Below are 15,123 nucleotides of genomic sequence, written 5' to 3' on the forward strand. Positions count from 1 at the left end.
GTTCATATAGCTTAAGAAAATAGTATCAAGAATCCTCTGTTCTCTAGTTTTTAATACAACGATATTTTACATATCCTCACAAACTTCATCTTTTCTTTCCTGCGTTAAATACATCACATAACATATCCGCAAAGATCCCAAAGTGAGCAGATACTTGTCGTTTTTCTACAGATAAGACTCCAGAACGTTGTGAAATAACGAATTTTACTTTTTCCATGGTACAACGTGGTTCAATCACAAATTTGATCAAACCAGTTACTTCAAAATCTTTTTGCGAGTTAATAATAAGTTTCTGGGTGTAGGTGGTATTACGTTTTACAAAGTTTACCCTTCCGTCGCTCCAGGGATCATACGTTTCTAACGACTTCGGAAATTCTATAATCGAATCTTTCATGGTAAGATGTTTAGTTTCGCCTAATGAAAGGTTAAAACGTCCCAGGAAATTACCATTAGAGTGTGGAGATACAAAATAGGATTTATCATATAAATCTATCGAAACAATAAGGCGCTGCTCACCCTTATCAGTAGTATCGGTTTTTAACGCTAACGCATAAGGATTATCCATTTTATTAATAGTTGCTGTTTTGGCTGTATCTGTCTGAGCAGTTTCTGTTACTACCTTGTCGTTTTGATTATTTTTAGTACAACCAATACTTAATAGTACTATGAGTATGATGATAGATTTGTTCATTTTTTGATTGTTTTAATGATTAGTAGAGATATACTTTCTTATGATTCTTCTTGTATTATTTTTTATTTTTAGTAAAACTAAATCGAACTGCGATTAAAAGTGTCAAAAAAGTGTCAAAGAAGTGTCAACCACTGTAAAATCTCGTAAGATTGTATGTTATTTGTAACACATGGAGAACAAAAAGATATATGCATTAGGAGCTCTGGCAGGAATTATTTTTCTCATTTTAGGTTTCTCTGATATAAAAGAGCAAACAGAAGAGTTTTCAGAAGTAGTAAAAATTGCATTACGCGATGTTGGTAATCAATTACTATTGGCTAATCAAGATAGTACTTCTTTGGTTTTGCCAGTAGTTAAACTAGAAAAGTCAAAGTATCAACTTTCTTTTGAAAATACACTTTCATTCGACCCAAGTGATTTGGTTTCTATTGTAAAAGAAAGTTTTCAAAAAGCCGGATTGCCAGAACAATATCGTGTTGAAGTCTTGCGATGTATAAATAAAGAAGTTCCGTATAGTTACCTAATAAGAAATGACGTTGCAAGAGATATTGTTCCTTGTGGTGGAAGGTTTTTACCAAAAAACTGCTATATTATTGAAGTGCGATTTACCGAAACCGCATCAAGTAGCTTTAATAATCAGACATTAATCTATGGTATACTTTTCATTGTATTTGCTCTCCTTTTGCTGGTTCTATATAGGCAAAAACGACTTCGGGGTACCAAAGAAAATGATGTAAGCTATATATCCATAGGTAGTTTTCAGTTTTATCCCAAGCAACATAAATTGATTAAACAAACTGTCGAAATTAGTCTTTCAAAAAAAGAATGTGAACTACTAGAGATTTTTGTTGCGCATCCCAATCAAATTGTCAAACGAGATGAATTAATTAAAAAAGTATGGGAAGACAATGGTGTAATCGTAGGGAGAAGCCTGGATACGTACATTTCTAAACTCCGTAAGAAATTAAAAGACGACCAGGCGATTAAATTAACAAATATTCATGGTATAGGTTATAAGTTAGAAATAGAACTTTAAGCAGTATCATTTTCACTTTTTAAAATTCAATTTTGGGTGGTTATAACAGGCTTTCTTCCCAAGAGTTTTAATCCGACAATGTTTTGATATAAAAGCCTTGTATTTCTACCAGGTCAATAACATCTCCCTCTGATAAATTCGTGGTAGCTTCAATTCTAAGTACATTGTCTATATCTTCTAGATCAATTGACCATTTAATAATATCTGAATGATTGTTAAGCACTGGTTTTAATGATCTAACTTTTTTCTTTGATTTAATATCTGTTCGAAATATTAGTAATTCCATATTAAAATGTATTGTTATTCTGAATCTGGTTTTGAAGTGTCTTCTTGCACTTGATTTGATTGTCGTTCGATATATTGTTTGTAATATTCATCACCTTCTTCTTTCCAAAATTTATCATAGTATTTCCATTTTGAGAAATCAGTCTTCGAATCTTTTTTACAGTTATCGTGTGAATCTTTTGATGATTTTTTACTGCTACCACTACCACAACCGCCAAGAAGTATTTTGAATAATATAAATACTCCCACAGCTTGCCAATAGGTAAGCGTTGTTAGTCCAAAAATCTCGGGCATAAGCCAATTCCACAACCACATAATGACAAAGCCAAATAAAATGGCTAATCCCGTTATCGCTATGGCACCAAAAATGATTATTCCTACAATCTCTACTGGTGACTTTTTTCTAAATTTATGAGTGAAAAAATTTGTCATAATATATTTTTATTTTTATTAATCTCTACTTCTATTTTTCTATATAATACTGCAATTGCTCTATGTCTTCTAGACATTAATGTTCCTATAGAAATTCCTGTTTTAGTTGAAATCTCTCTATATGTATACCCTTCAAAATCTACAGCTATAATAATATCTTTATATGCTGGTTTTAGCTGTTCGATGCATTTTTTTAATACTATTATCATCTGATCAGAAGTGTAATTATCGTTTGATTGGTGTAGTACTTCTGCCAGCTCTACTAAATCTTCATCAGCATCTACCGAATTCGTTTTTTTTGTAGTTCGCATCACATCAATGATTTTGTTTTTTATCGATCTGTAAACGAAACCAGCTACATTATTTATTGGAGCATATCGATCTGCTCCAGAAAATAATTTTAGAGCGACATCCTGGATGATATCTTCTGCATCACGATTGGCTGTGTCACTTATTTTAGTTTTCACATACCACTTGAGAGACTCATATTCTCTTCCAAAAAAGTCGGTAAGCTTTTTACTGTTTTCTGATTCCAAATTCATTAAAACCTTTTATGAAGGGTCTTCGATTAAAAAGACGATACTTTTTTAATCTATTGCATTTTTTAATATTTTTTTTGAAAAAAAATAAAATTTATGAAGGAGTGTTTCTTTTTACTAGCTACTATATAAGTCGTGCAGTAGAAAAAAGAGTTTAGACTAAAAGATAAGAATCTGTGTTTTAAACACCTAATTTAGTAAATACAAATTCATATGTCGTTGTCTTATTACTCGATTTATTTAATACATCGTATAGAAAAAGCATACGTTGGATGTTGTGAAGCTTTTCTGATTTTATTCTTACCTTTTTCCAAAATATATGTCCAAATAAAATGTTCCTCTTCTTTAGAATCTGACCAAAACAATGTGTTTTCTCCAAAATTATTTGGATGTTCTTTATTATTCCCTATTCCCGAAGGTCTTATAGAAAATCCACTGTCGTTTGAATTTATTTCTCCTTTCCAAAACTGTTTATCTTTATAATTGCCTGCTACATTATCTTTTGAAAAATTAAATAGTTTTTCCCAATCCTCATTATTTGGCAATCTCCACCCTTGAGGGCATACCTTGCATGCAGTTTCAAAATCATATAACAACCCATACAATTGAACATTACCTGAATTATTATCAGGGAAAAAATATTTTATATTATTTCCATTTATATCTCGTCTAACTTTAAGGTTTTCAGTCATCCAGAAAGTTTCTCCACACTTAGTTATCGAATATTGGTTCCCATCAATATCAGTCAATTTTGTTGTTTCACTTTTACAACTAATGATCATATAAAAAAGGAATATTCTATACAATAATTTATTCATATCTAAGCTTTTTATGATGCACAACATTATAAATAACAAATCGTAAAGAGATCAAATGTTATTAGACTCTATCTACAGCGTTGTATTGATACTAAGCCTGGTGTGAGTACAAGCATTATATCTTTTTCTTTCTAAAATCTCGTTCTACAACAAATATACAAGAAACCTTAGCTAATTATTTAACTACTATATCCTTTATACCTTACCAGATATAGTAGCCTTTTTTATGGGTAATAGTTCTTTATATGTTAAGCATCTCCAAATCCACTCTAATGGCCCAAATTGGTAATACGTTAACCAAATTTTGCTCAGTAATACCTGAAAAACAAAAACCACAATCGCTGTTAATAATGTCTGTGAAGGACTTAAAGTCTCATAAAGACTAAATCCTATTGAAGAAAATAAGATCAAACCTATAAAGCTTTGCATTATATAATTTGTAAGTGCCATTCTACCTACATATTTTAAGGGCGATACTATAAATTTATATCGTGTGTTATACCAAAACCAACCTATACCCCAAAGATAAAACAGCCCCATTGCTATGTCTGAAAACACCATTAATTTTATAAATACAGGTCGAAAAGTATCTGTAGAATAAATTGCATAGCTAGGTAGTACAAATAAAAATAATACTCTGTAGATATTAGTGATAACTGCAATAACCAACATTGGTTTTTTTATTCGTTGGATGAATGTATCTAAAGAATCATAAATTTTATTTTTACCAAGATAAAGCCCAAGAAGAAACATCGAAATAGCTACTGGTGCTAAAAAACCAAACAGCATAGGAATGTTTGACAGATATTCTAATAATCTCAACTGTATTCCTTCTACATAAGTTCCATTTTTTATGATTTGGTTGACCGTTTCTCCTGTATAATCACTCAAATAAATTTCTGGTCTAAAATTTAAAAGGTTGAATACATATTCAAAAAACTGGTCATAAAAAGGAAAGAAGAGGAAAACTACTGATAAGGTGAGAATTAATTTGTTAGACTTTTTTATCATAACCATGGTTATAAGTCCTAGTAATGCATAAAGATTTAAAACATCTCCCGACCATAAAAATACGATATGCAAAACTCCAAAAAGAAATAATATGAACATTCTTCTCGCAAAGAATGAAAACGAGAGTTTGCCTTTATCAAGCATTTTTAAAGCTTGCATTGAAATTCCTAAGCCAAAAAGCAAAGAGAAGATAGGAAAGAACTTTGTGTAAAAAAATAGTTGCAGGATTTTACCCGAAATTTGATCAATACTTGAAGTCCATTGCTTTGCAAATTCATCCTGATTAAGAAAAGTCGAATTCATTATCACAATATTGACTACAAAAATTCCGAGAATTGCAAACCCTCGGAAAACATCTAATACATCAATTCTTTTTTTTACTTTGATCGGTTGTTCATTCAATTTTACAGTATTTTTTTCGTGCTGTAGTATACAATGCTAAATATAACAAACTTCAATGTTCTGAAAAGGTATTATGAGTAGTAGCATTATCTTTTATTTAGAAACATTTTTGATTTTATGATAAACTCCTCTCTGGTTTCACCCTCATGGGCCCCATGAGAAACATTAGGTAATATCCAAAGATCAGAATTAGGTAGGTTTTCCTTCACACGTACTACTTCATTTAGATTCATCCCTTCATCATCATCTCCAATCATGATTAATACTTCTGGTTTTATGTTTTGTAATTCTTTGTCACTTAGTTTGACAATATAATGTTTAAACTGATCCATTATTGCTTTGATGTGTTCATCTCCATCATGAGATGTCTTGAGCCAAGGAAAATTGGCTCGATTTTCAAAAGTAAATGCTTCTAAATATTCGGGAAAGTCAAGAATTGTCCAAGTCCCTACTGCGCCAATTGTTATCATGCATTCTATCAAAGTTGGATTGATCAGGGCAAGTTGATAAAGTACATCTCCACCAAAACTGAATCCTATCGCTTTGATTTTTTCTAATTTTAAATATTTGATTAGAGAATTAAGATCTTCAGCCACAGATCTTATATTAAGATCTTGCTTAAAGGGTTCCGATCTTCCGTGGCCGGTTAAATCTACTAAGTACACTTCATACTCTTTTTCATAGTCTTTGACATATGATTTCCATGAATTAGAAGATTGTGTGTAACCATGTAAAAGAAACAAAGGTTTTCCTTCTCCATAAATTTCGTAATATATGTTTTTTCCATTTACCGAAACCGATTCGGCTTTCCTTGGTGATTGAGAGCGTATATTAGTTGACATTAATATTAAGGTTAAAAATATAGTAGTTCCTATCATTAAATTTAGTTGTTGGTTTTTAATTATTGCAGCAAACGTTATAAGAATGTCCTGTAGCAGAGTAAAATTACCTTGCCATAGATAGTTCTGTACTGATTACATGATTTCTCATCATAAAATCTTTGCGCTATCGCAAATATACAAGAACCTTTGATTAATCATATTACCGCTATGGTCACATACTTGATGTTGTACAATAGCTATTTTATAGCATTAATTAGATTTTCTTTCGCTAACTTTAAAATTTCATGTAATTCTTTTAGAGATATTTCTGCTGCATTATTAAAATCAACTAAAACATGATCATATTTTTTAGGATATTTTTCTTGTATAGCATCTCTAACATATTTTATCGCAGGCCTTAAATGACGATATTCTCCATCAATAACAATAGATGATTCATAGAGTGCACAAAATAAACTATAAGTATCATTTGATTCACATACTCTATTATCATTTTTATTCCAACTTTTCTTAGAATCTAGTAGTTTAATCGTGTTTTCTATAATTTTCACTTCAATTTCACTAGGCTTAAACCAGTTTCCTTGTAATTGTGCATCTTGAAAGTTAAATTTCTTAATGACTATAGGGAGTATTTTTGTCTCGTCTTCAAAGTTTCCCGCATAATAACCATCTGTATATTGAATAAGAGTTGCTATTCGTTTAGGCATATCGGGCCAAGAAATCTCTACAAACCTTTGAACTGTATCGTTTTTGATAACAGTGAATTGCATTTGAGGTCTTCCATATGGAGCGAGAATGATGCTAGTTAAAGCCCTACCCTCCTTGATTATGTTATACCTACCTTGATGTACTTTTCCGTTCTCATCTGTGTAAGTCCCAAACCAAAGCAGTTCTTTCTGTGCAAAAATAGTATTAGAGAAGAAAAATAGAAATAGCAAAAAAAGAAAGCTTGAATAAAATAGTGATTTGTTTTTTTTGATTGATGCTTGCATGGTTTTTATATTTAATTAGTTAAATATAAGAGCACAATTACATCAAAACGTTACAATTCAACAAGATAAGTTAGCTTACCCACCTCGCAAAATCTTATCCATCTTACGCCCTTTTGCCAATTCGTCTACTAGTTTGTCTAAGTACCTTACTTGTTGTGTTAACAAATTTTCGATGTCTTCTACTCGATAACCACAAATTACATCAGTAATAAGGGAAGTATTAGTGTATCATCCTTAATTAAAAGTTTATTCTTACCATCGTAATAAAAATTAGCAGCAATGTTACTATCCCAACAATAGTTGTAAACATTCCCACTTTTTTTGATTTGGTCCATCCTGATAATGAAATCATAACTGTTAGAGAAAAGAGTCCAATCATAAAAGTCAGCATCCCAATTATCCTAGGCATTAAAAAGTCATTTATAACAACATTTTTTACATATCCTCCTGGTGTAGTTATCATTGAGATTTGTATCATTGCAAATACAGTAACGAGAAAACAACCAGCAGATAACGTTGCAGACTTCAAAATTTTATTGGTTAGTTTATCTTTCTTATCAGAAACCAACAGATTAGCAACTACTGTAATAGAAAATCCGCTCAATAAAGAACTTATCAGAATAGTTTGATTAGCTAAAGTATTCCAATATTCTAATGTTATTTGCATATTCAGTTTGGTAATGGTTTGTAAAAGGCACTTCCTTTTATGTAGTAATATACCTATTTAAACACAAAATCGGTTCGAGTTTGTACCCGAACCGCTATTGTTACTATACCTTGTTTTGCGTTTGCTTTTTTCTGTAATCAATTTGGAGAATGTAACCCCATTTTATTTCCTTCAGAATCAAGAAACAATGCGAAATATCCACTTTCATCGGCATGAGGTGTTTTGGGAACAATGATTCTACCACTATTTTTCTCGACTTTATCAAGGATTACCTGAAGGTTGTCTCCTCCATTTAGATATATAGTCACACCATCTGCAGAGGGTTTAAAATCTTCTCCTTTCATAATAACACCAGTAACCATTTGTTCTTCATATGGAAATATACCCATTTCCATACCTGGCATTTCCATTTTCTCAATTTTAATATCCAAAATTGCCTGATAAAATTCGATTGCTCGTGAAATATCTGTTGCCGGAATTTCAAAAATTGAAATATAATTTTTCATGTCTTTTGCACTTTGATTTATGACTGAATCACTCTTTTGTCTCTCTAATTTGGGTTTATCTGTGCTATTACAAGCAGCAGAACCCAAGATTAATATTACTATAAAAAGACTACATATTATTCTCCTCATGCTTATTGATTAAAATATTGCGGCAAAGTTAAACTGTCTATGAGAAACAAAATTGTAAAAATGCGACAGATCTATTTCATTTGTAGAAAATGGAAGAAAGCGTCATGTTTTCATTTCCTAAAAACTCTTTCGGGCTAATTCCTGTAAACTCCTTGAAATCTTTAATAAAATGTGCCTGGTCATAGTATTCACTTTTATAAGCAATGTTAGTAAGACTTTCTCCTTCTTCATTAAGTAACATTTTTAGGGCACCTTGTAACCGAATTACTCTACCCAACTGTTTCGGGCTGATCCCTATTTGTTTTACAAACATTCTTTCAAGTTGTCTTCTTTTAGATACATCTTTTTTAAGAATATCACGTATAGATGTACTCCCCTTTGTTGATAAGAGGGTATTTATAGTTGTTTTAACAATATTGTCGACCGTGACCTGCTCACTGAGTTTATTAAGAAGAAAAAATTCGATGATCTCTATTCTTTGTTTTGTATCTGTGGCTTGAATTATGTCTTGCTCTAATTTTTTGGCGATTTTTTCTTCAAATAACATTTCAATTGGCGTTTCCTTGTTTGCCAATGTTTTGATTGGTGTAGTTACAAAATTGGCAAAACCATAAGGATAAAAACGGATTGCAAATGTGTTAACATATCCTGTTGGTTCTATATAAAAAGGGTCAATAATTTGCCCTAATACCATTGAACGAGGTTGTATAATAAAATTATCCTCGGTGGTATATCGTTTTATATCATCCCCAAGTATAAATGCCATTTCGATTGTGCCATCAGGAATTATTCGTTGTCTCTGCGTATCCTCTGTTACAGGAACTTCCAAAGTCCAATAACAACTAATTAACGATTCTAAATCTGGATGAGGCTGAAAAGTTTGATAGTTCATTAACTGTTTGTTTTTCTTAGGTGAAACATAATGTCTCAGTTATGGTTAGTAAGGAAATTAAAAATAGTAACCTTTTGGTTAAGTACTTAGCCAAAACCTGTATTAATTTAAACATTGTTGGTAGTCGTTTTTATCTTTTTAATTCCATATGTAAAACTGGGTAAGGTTTCCCAGAAGAATCTAATTCAGAGCGCCCTATTACTTCAAACCCGAAATGTTTGTAAAATCCAACTGCTTGTTCATTCTGTTCATTCACATCAACTTTCGTGACATTTAAGTTATCAATTGCATATTCCAATAATGTTTTACCAATTTTTTTTCCTCTATATTCAGGGTGAATGAATAGCATTTCTAAGTTTTGTTCAGCAATACCGACAAAACCAATTATTTTCTTCTTATTGTTCCTTATACAACGCAATTCAACTGCATCCAAGTATGTGTCTAAGATTAGAGGTTTAAAATATTCGATGTCTTCTTCTTTTAAAAAGTGATGAGTCGCTCTAACCGAAGATTCCCAAACATTTACTACTTCCTTGTATTCGGTTTTATTGATTGTATCTGTTTTTTGTTTCATTCTCTTAATTACTGTCAACAATGGAATAAAAGGTATATGTATTTACAAATCTACTGGTTTTTACCTGATCTACGACATTAACCTGTTAGCTTATACAAAGCTATACTTACTCCACCAATCCTTCACCTTCCATATACAGTTCCTCTAATTGTTTTTTAACCTCATCAGATGGATTTGCCCACATCCCTCGTTGTATGGCTTCCAACAAACGTTCACTCATATCTTTTAGTGCCCAGGGATTATTTTGGGTTATAAATTCTTTATTCTCGGGAGTTAACAAATAGCTTTCTGTAATACCTTCATACATAAAATCATCGATCAGATTTGTCGTGGCATCATAAGCAAACAGATAATCTAAGGTGGCTGCCATTTCGAATGCTCCTTTATATCCATGCCGTTGTACTCCTGCAATCCATTTGGGATTGATTACTCGTGATCGATATACTTTTAGCAATTCTTCTTTTAATGTTTTTACCTTAGGGGTTTCTGGTCGAGAATGATCTCCAAAATAGATTTCGGCTTCATTACCTTTTACTGTCTTTACGGCATTGGCCAATCCCCCGTGAAACTGATAATAATCATCACTATCCAAAATATCATGTTCTCTGTTATCCTGGTTTTGCATTACGATCTGCATTGCTTGCAATCGATACTGAAATGATTCATGTGCAGAAACTCCTTTTTTAGAATTACTGTAGGCATATCCACTCCAATTGATATATACTTTGGCAAGATCTTCCTGGGTTTGCCAGTTTTTTTCATCGATTACGGCTTGCAACCCTGCTCCATATGCTCCCGGTTTAGAGCCAAACACACGATACAAAGCGCGTTTCGAAGCTTCTTCTTGTGGTAATCCTTGCTCTTGCCACTGTGATTGTTCTGCTAAAAACCGTTTTCTGATAGGATTATCTTCTATGGATTCATCCAGATTCGCTAAACGTGTAACCACTGCATTAAACAGATTGATCACATCGGGAAATGCATCTCTAAAAAACCCTGAGATCCGTAATGTAACATCTACTCTGGGTCTTCCTAACTTTAGTAAAGGGATTACTTCAAAATCAGTAACTCTTCGATTAGCATTTTTCCATAACGGGCGTACTCCCATTAATGCAAATGCCTGTGCAATATCATCTCCTCCTGTACGCATGGTAGAGGTTCCCCATACCGAAATCCCAATAGTTTCGGGATAATCCCCGTTTTCCTGTAAATATCGATCAATAATGAGTTGTGCACTTTTCTCTCCCAAACGGTAGGCTGTTTCGGTTGGAATGGTACGTACATCAACAGAATAAAAATTCCTACCCGTAGGCAACAAATCCAATCGACCTCGTGTTGGTGCTCCCGAGGGGCCTGAAGGAACATAACACCCATTAAGGCCACCTAACAAATACCGTAGTTCATCTGTAGTCTGTTGTACCGCAACCAAAGTTGTAGATTTGATATATTGTAACATCTTGTTTAATACAGGATATTCTTCGGTTACAACATCGTTTTCAATATATGCTACCAGTTGTCTTTTTGCAATACTTTCTAATTGTTGAATCACATGTCCTGCCGTTTTACAAAAAACACCTTCAATAGTCAACTCCATAGATTCTGTATAGGCAACCTCAAGAATATTTTTGGTAATTCCCAAATCTTTGGCCAGTGCTTGTGTGATTCCTTCCTGATGATATCCCGGTACGCGATGCAAGGCAATTAACAAATCTATGAGTTGTTCATCTACAGGAGCTTTTCCAAAAACATGAAGTCCATCCCTAATCTGTGCTTCTTTTAATTCACATAAATACCCATCTAATTTAACTAATAACTCATCTACATCATCTGAAGCGATTCCCAAATCTACATTGAGTTTGGTTTGGGTAACCAGATCAGCTATTTCCTTTTCTAATACTCGCGATCGTTTGGGGTCTAGGGTAGAAGCTTCATAATATTCATCTACCAGATGTTCCAGTTTCATTAGACTACCGTAACTTTCTGCTCGGGTCATCGGCGGAATTAAATGATCTATGATCACGGCTTGATTACGTCGTTTTGCTTGTGTTCCTTCTCCCGGGTCATTAATGATAAACGGATAAAAATGCGGTAATGCCCCAAAAACAGCTGCAGGGAAACAAGTTTCGGGATCTAGTGAAACACTTTTCCCAGGCAACCACTCCAGATTCCCATGTTTTCCTAAATGAATCACAGCATCTGCCTGGTAGTTTTGTTGTAACCAAAAATAATAGGCCAGATATTGATAAGTAGGTGGTAAATCAGGAGAATGATAGATTGCCTGAGGATCCTGATTGTATCCTCGGGATGGTTGAATACTTACAAAAATATTTCCCAATAAAAATCCAGACACTATAAATCCATCACCGGTATAATACGGATCATCTTCTGGTTTCCCCCATTGCGTTATTACTTTATTTTGTAGTGTTGAAGACAATGCAGAAAAACATACATCAAAATCTGCTCGATCAAAAACTAATACATGTGGTCTGGTTATCGCGGTGGTAACGTCATTTGTAGTTACCTGTGTAATCCAATGCATTAACTCTGTACCACTTTTTGGTAGTTGCTCTCCTACATCATATCCTTCCGCTTTAAGCGTATCTAATAAAACAATGCAACTTTCGGGTGTATCGAGGCCTACTCCATTTGCGAGACGACTATCCTTATTAGGGTAATTCGGTAAAATGACCGCTACCTTTTTATCTATATTTTTTTTATACTGCAATGTTGCCCATCGCTGGGCTAATTCTGCCATAAAATCACAGGCAGGAATATGGGCTTCGTATTTTAAAATAGAACTATCGGTAAGTGTATCTTTACTAATTTCTTTTTTAAACGAAACCGCTCGACCGATAATCCGCCCATCAATTTCGGGCAAGGCAATATTCATAGCAATATCTGTAGGTGGTAAACCAAAGAGCCCTTCTTCCCATACTTCTTTATTCGCTGTAGAAAATATGGCTTGCAGGACAGGAGTTTTAAGTTTTTCGAAAATAAACGCTGAACCATCCATAGGCTTGATCGTAAACCCCGTAGTATTGATAATGGTGTGCACTACGCGCTTCCCATCATGAGTCATTAATGCTTGTACCTGATCTAATAATTTAGGATCTCGCAAGTTACTTGCAAAAACCACAAAAGCATTCATTCCTCGTTCCTGAAGCGCTGTACTCATCGCATGCAATGGCTCCATATTATCAGACAAGAAATGAGTACGATATCCTAGTAATGCCACATTAGGTTTAGAAATATCCATAGTATTTTCTAAAGCCTCTTGGGTCGTCATTCCTAATGTTTTGGTATATAAAAACACCTCTGAAATAGATATAGCAGGAGTAATGAGAAGTTTGGTATCAAAAAATTGAGTCCGCAAATAGTTCATTAATCCAATCGCATTTTCTTTTCCTCCTTCCTGTAAATATTGTCGGCACTGATGTACAATCTGTATATCGACCGATGACAATTGCATCAATTCAAAATCAGGTTCATGAGCTGGTAAAAACAATATTGTATTACCCGTTTGCTCTTGTAAACTCACCAGGGACTCAACTAAGTATTTGTAATAGCTGATTCCTCCTAGCATACTACAAACAATGACTTTGGCCTTACTTAATACTTCTTCAAGATAGGTATCTATAGTCAATTCTTGTTTGAGATATACCAGGTTAGTCATTCGTAGACTAGGCAACTTGTCACCTTCGGTTTTATATAGTTCCTTGTACGCCTCATTTAAAGTATGAATTTCGGTATCTCCTGCGCTCAGAAATACAATATCTCCCGGTTGCTGATCAATATAAAAAATACCATCATCATTGGGGTTCCACCCTCCGGGTATGGTTGCGATTAAATGCATAAGTCTACAGCTTCTTCTAACGCTGCCCAATACAAATGAATGTAGCTGGCGTATACGTTTTTATGTTGATATATTTTTGTGGTAACTTCTTTTTCTCTTGCCGAGAACACTTGGCCTACTATTGGTATGCTATCATCATTTAGCACTTTGGAATAATGAAATTCATGCCCCCAAATTTCTAATCCATTATACACTACTTTTCGATATCCTAAAGATAATTTTTTGTTTTGCATAGAGGTATTAAACGGAAATATTCCTACCATATCATATTCCTTACCTTTTTCATCAATAATGGTATTTCCCAGGTACATCATCCCACCACATTCTGCCAAGATTTTTACTCCTCGATCTGCAGCTTTTTTTAATTGATTTCGCATTGCGATATTATCAGATAACATTTCAAGATACAATTCGGGATATCCTCCTGCCAGATAAATCATATCTGCTTCGGGGAGTTCCTGACCATGAATCGGGCTAAAATATATGAGCTCTCCAATAGCTTCTAACCATTTTAGATTTTGGAGATAGGTAAATGTAAATGCCTCATCTTTTGCTATAGCTATCTTATATTTTTTTTCAGAAGTTATAATAGCTGATGCTTCCTGATCTATTTTAGGAACTATTTTTGCGCATTCTAAAAGTGTAGGTAATGATACATGAGCTGCAATATGTGATGCTGCTTTTTCGATACCGTTTTCAAAAGTACCATCGATATGTAACCCCAAATGGCGTGAGGGAATTGCAATTTCATCATTCGGCGGAATGTATCCTAACGATTGAATACCAACAGTGTCGCATGCTTCTTTAAGGAAAGCATAATGTGATTCTGTTTTTATAAAATTAAAAATAACACCAGCGATCTTAACTTTGGGGTCAAACGTTTTTAACCCGTGTAAGATTGGGGCAATCGTATATGCCATAGCACTGGCATTAACCACCAGAATCACCGGAATATCTAACAATTTAGCTATTGCTGCCGAGCTTCCCTGGTCTTTTACTGCTCCATCAAACAAGCCCATTACTCCTTCTACAATACTAATATCGGCAGATGCACTATACCGTTCGAAAACGGTTTTTACATGCTCCTCGGGCATCATCACAGTATCTAAATTTACAGCTGGTTTTCGAGCCGCAGTACTATGGTGAATCGTATCAATATAGTCGGGTCCGCATTTAAAAGTTTGCACAGTATTTCCCTGGTTACTATACCAACGAGACATTCCTAGGGTAAGTGTCGTTTTTCCCGAATTACTCCACGGGGCAGCTATTAAAAATGCTTTGGACATATAGTTTAAAAAGAATTGAGGTTTTAGATCGTTTCGCTGTTAGAGATTAGATTATAAAATTTGAATTGGTGTAATTTGGTCGATTCATTGTCATACTGATCTTGTCTAAGCAAATTATTGTATAAATGTCCTTCGACAAGCTCAGGGTGACATTCTTTTTTATACTTG

General features: G+C 33.7%; 15 protein-coding genes and 1 pseudogene. 1 reads left to right on the forward strand and 15 read right to left on the reverse strand.

The window, feature by feature from the left end; translation table 11 throughout:
- Positions 1-85: 85 nt before the first annotated feature.
- Positions 86-691: a hypothetical protein gene (locus Z053_RS0100405; RefSeq protein ID WP_025663052.1), complete on the reverse strand. Its 606-nt coding sequence runs from the start codon at positions 689-691 to the stop codon at positions 86-88.
- A 169-nt stretch (positions 692-860) separates the two neighbouring features.
- On the opposite strand from Z053_RS0100405, the gene Z053_RS0100410 reads away from it, so the two are divergent.
- Positions 861-1,727 carry a winged helix-turn-helix domain-containing protein gene (locus Z053_RS0100410; protein ID WP_025663053.1) on the forward strand — a complete coding sequence of 289 codons (867 nt, stop codon included), beginning with the start codon at positions 861-863 and terminating at the stop codon, positions 1,725-1,727.
- A 67-nt stretch (positions 1,728-1,794) separates the two neighbouring features.
- Here the strand turns inward: Z053_RS0100410 and Z053_RS0100415 are convergent, their stop codons facing one another.
- The 14 genes and pseudogenes from Z053_RS0100415 to Z053_RS0100475 form a co-directional block, all read right to left on the reverse strand.
- Positions 1,795-2,013 (reverse strand): hypothetical protein, encoded by a 219-nt coding sequence (locus Z053_RS0100415; protein ID WP_025663054.1) that lies wholly within the window; start codon positions 2,011-2,013, stop codon positions 1,795-1,797.
- 14 nt (positions 2,014-2,027) lie between these two features.
- Positions 2,028-2,444, reverse strand: a complete 417-nt coding sequence (locus Z053_RS27625; RefSeq protein WP_025663055.1) for a hypothetical protein — start codon at positions 2,442-2,444, stop codon at positions 2,028-2,030.
- Positions 2,441-2,986 carry an RNA polymerase sigma factor gene (locus Z053_RS0100425; RefSeq protein ID WP_025663056.1) on the reverse strand — a complete coding sequence of 182 codons (546 nt, stop codon included), beginning with the start codon at positions 2,984-2,986 and terminating at the stop codon, positions 2,441-2,443. Before Z053_RS0100425 ends, Z053_RS27625 begins: the two co-directional genes overlap by 4 nt.
- A gap of 233 nt (positions 2,987-3,219) precedes the next feature.
- A complete protein-coding gene (locus tag Z053_RS29715; RefSeq protein WP_051475958.1) occupies positions 3,220-3,801 on the reverse strand; it encodes a fibrobacter succinogenes major paralogous domain-containing protein in 582 nt (193 codons plus the stop codon).
- A 195-nt stretch (positions 3,802-3,996) separates the two neighbouring features.
- A complete protein-coding gene (locus Z053_RS0100435) occupies positions 3,997-5,214 on the reverse strand; it encodes a DUF418 domain-containing protein (RefSeq protein ID WP_025663058.1) in 1,218 nt (405 codons plus the stop codon).
- 86 nt (positions 5,215-5,300) lie between these two features.
- Positions 5,301-6,056, reverse strand: a complete 756-nt coding sequence (locus Z053_RS0100440; protein ID WP_025663059.1) for an alpha/beta fold hydrolase — start codon at positions 6,054-6,056, stop codon at positions 5,301-5,303.
- 236 nt (positions 6,057-6,292) lie between these two features.
- The gene (locus tag Z053_RS0100445) at positions 6,293-7,048 is read right to left on the reverse strand and encodes a hypothetical protein (protein WP_025663060.1); all 756 of its coding nucleotides are present in this window, start codon (positions 7,046-7,048) and stop codon (positions 6,293-6,295) included.
- A 75-nt stretch (positions 7,049-7,123) separates the two neighbouring features.
- A pseudogene (locus tag Z053_RS30625) lies at positions 7,124-7,270 on the reverse strand (DUF2200 family protein); the annotation flags it as partial.
- Positions 7,271-7,286: 16 nt separating this feature from the next.
- Complete coding sequence (locus tag Z053_RS0100450) at positions 7,287-7,715, reverse strand: hypothetical protein (RefSeq protein WP_025663061.1); 429 nt, start codon at positions 7,713-7,715, stop codon at positions 7,287-7,289.
- A gap of 137 nt (positions 7,716-7,852) precedes the next feature.
- The gene (locus Z053_RS27635) at positions 7,853-8,350 is read right to left on the reverse strand and encodes a VOC family protein (protein WP_025663062.1); all 498 of its coding nucleotides are present in this window, start codon (positions 8,348-8,350) and stop codon (positions 7,853-7,855) included.
- Positions 8,351-8,426: 76 nt separating this feature from the next.
- Positions 8,427-9,242, reverse strand: coding sequence for an AraC family transcriptional regulator (locus Z053_RS0100460; RefSeq protein ID WP_025663063.1), 816 nt, complete (start codon positions 9,240-9,242; stop codon positions 8,427-8,429).
- Positions 9,243-9,372: 130 nt separating this feature from the next.
- Positions 9,373-9,816, reverse strand: a complete 444-nt coding sequence (locus Z053_RS0100465; RefSeq protein WP_025663064.1) for an acetyltransferase — start codon at positions 9,814-9,816, stop codon at positions 9,373-9,375.
- 106 nt (positions 9,817-9,922) lie between these two features.
- The gene (gene cobN, locus Z053_RS0100470) at positions 9,923-13,669 is read right to left on the reverse strand and encodes a cobaltochelatase subunit CobN (protein WP_025663065.1); all 3,747 of its coding nucleotides are present in this window, start codon (positions 13,667-13,669) and stop codon (positions 9,923-9,925) included.
- Complete coding sequence (locus Z053_RS0100475) at positions 13,660-14,955, reverse strand: cobyrinate a,c-diamide synthase (RefSeq protein ID WP_025663066.1); 1,296 nt, start codon at positions 14,953-14,955, stop codon at positions 13,660-13,662. Before Z053_RS0100475 ends, cobN begins: the two co-directional genes overlap by 10 nt.
- Positions 14,956-15,123 lie beyond the last annotated feature (168 nt).

Origin of the sequence: Aquimarina megaterium XH134 (assembly GCF_000520975.1) — a bacterium.
Taxonomy (GTDB): Bacteria; Bacteroidota; Bacteroidia; order Flavobacteriales; family Flavobacteriaceae; genus Aquimarina; species Aquimarina megaterium.

Coding starts and splice junctions, on each gene's coding strand:
- Z053_RS0100405 (WP_025663052.1), bottom strand. CDS start 691: ATGAACAAATCTATCATCATACTCATAGTACTATTAAGTATTGGTTGT.
- Z053_RS0100410 (WP_025663053.1), top strand. CDS start 861: ATGGAGAACAAAAAGATATATGCATTAGGAGCTCTGGCAGGAATTATT.
- Z053_RS0100415 (WP_025663054.1), bottom strand. CDS start 2,013: ATGGAATTACTAATATTTCGAACAGATATTAAATCAAAGAAAAAAGTT.
- Z053_RS27625 (WP_025663055.1), bottom strand. CDS start 2,444: ATGACAAATTTTTTCACTCATAAATTTAGAAAAAAGTCACCAGTAGAG.
- Z053_RS0100425 (WP_025663056.1), bottom strand. CDS start 2,986: ATGAATTTGGAATCAGAAAACAGTAAAAAGCTTACCGACTTTTTTGGA.
- Z053_RS29715 (WP_051475958.1), bottom strand. CDS start 3,801: ATGAATAAATTATTGTATAGAATATTCCTTTTTTATATGATCATTAGT.
- Z053_RS0100440 (WP_025663059.1), bottom strand. CDS start 6,056: ATGTCAACTAATATACGCTCTCAATCACCAAGGAAAGCCGAATCGGTT.
- Z053_RS0100445 (WP_025663060.1), bottom strand. CDS start 7,048: ATGCAAGCATCAATCAAAAAAAACAAATCACTATTTTATTCAAGCTTT.
- Z053_RS0100450 (WP_025663061.1), bottom strand. CDS start 7,715: ATGCAAATAACATTAGAATATTGGAATACTTTAGCTAATCAAACTATT.
- Z053_RS27635 (WP_025663062.1), bottom strand. CDS start 8,350: ATGAGGAGAATAATATGTAGTCTTTTTATAGTAATATTAATCTTGGGT.
- Z053_RS0100460 (WP_025663063.1), bottom strand. CDS start 9,242: ATGAACTATCAAACTTTTCAGCCTCATCCAGATTTAGAATCGTTAATT.
- Z053_RS0100465 (WP_025663064.1), bottom strand. CDS start 9,816: ATGAAACAAAAAACAGATACAATCAATAAAACCGAATACAAGGAAGTA.
- cobN (WP_025663065.1), bottom strand. CDS start 13,669: ATGCATTTAATCGCAACCATACCCGGAGGGTGGAACCCCAATGATGAT.
- Z053_RS0100475 (WP_025663066.1), bottom strand. CDS start 14,955: ATGTCCAAAGCATTTTTAATAGCTGCCCCGTGGAGTAATTCGGGAAAA.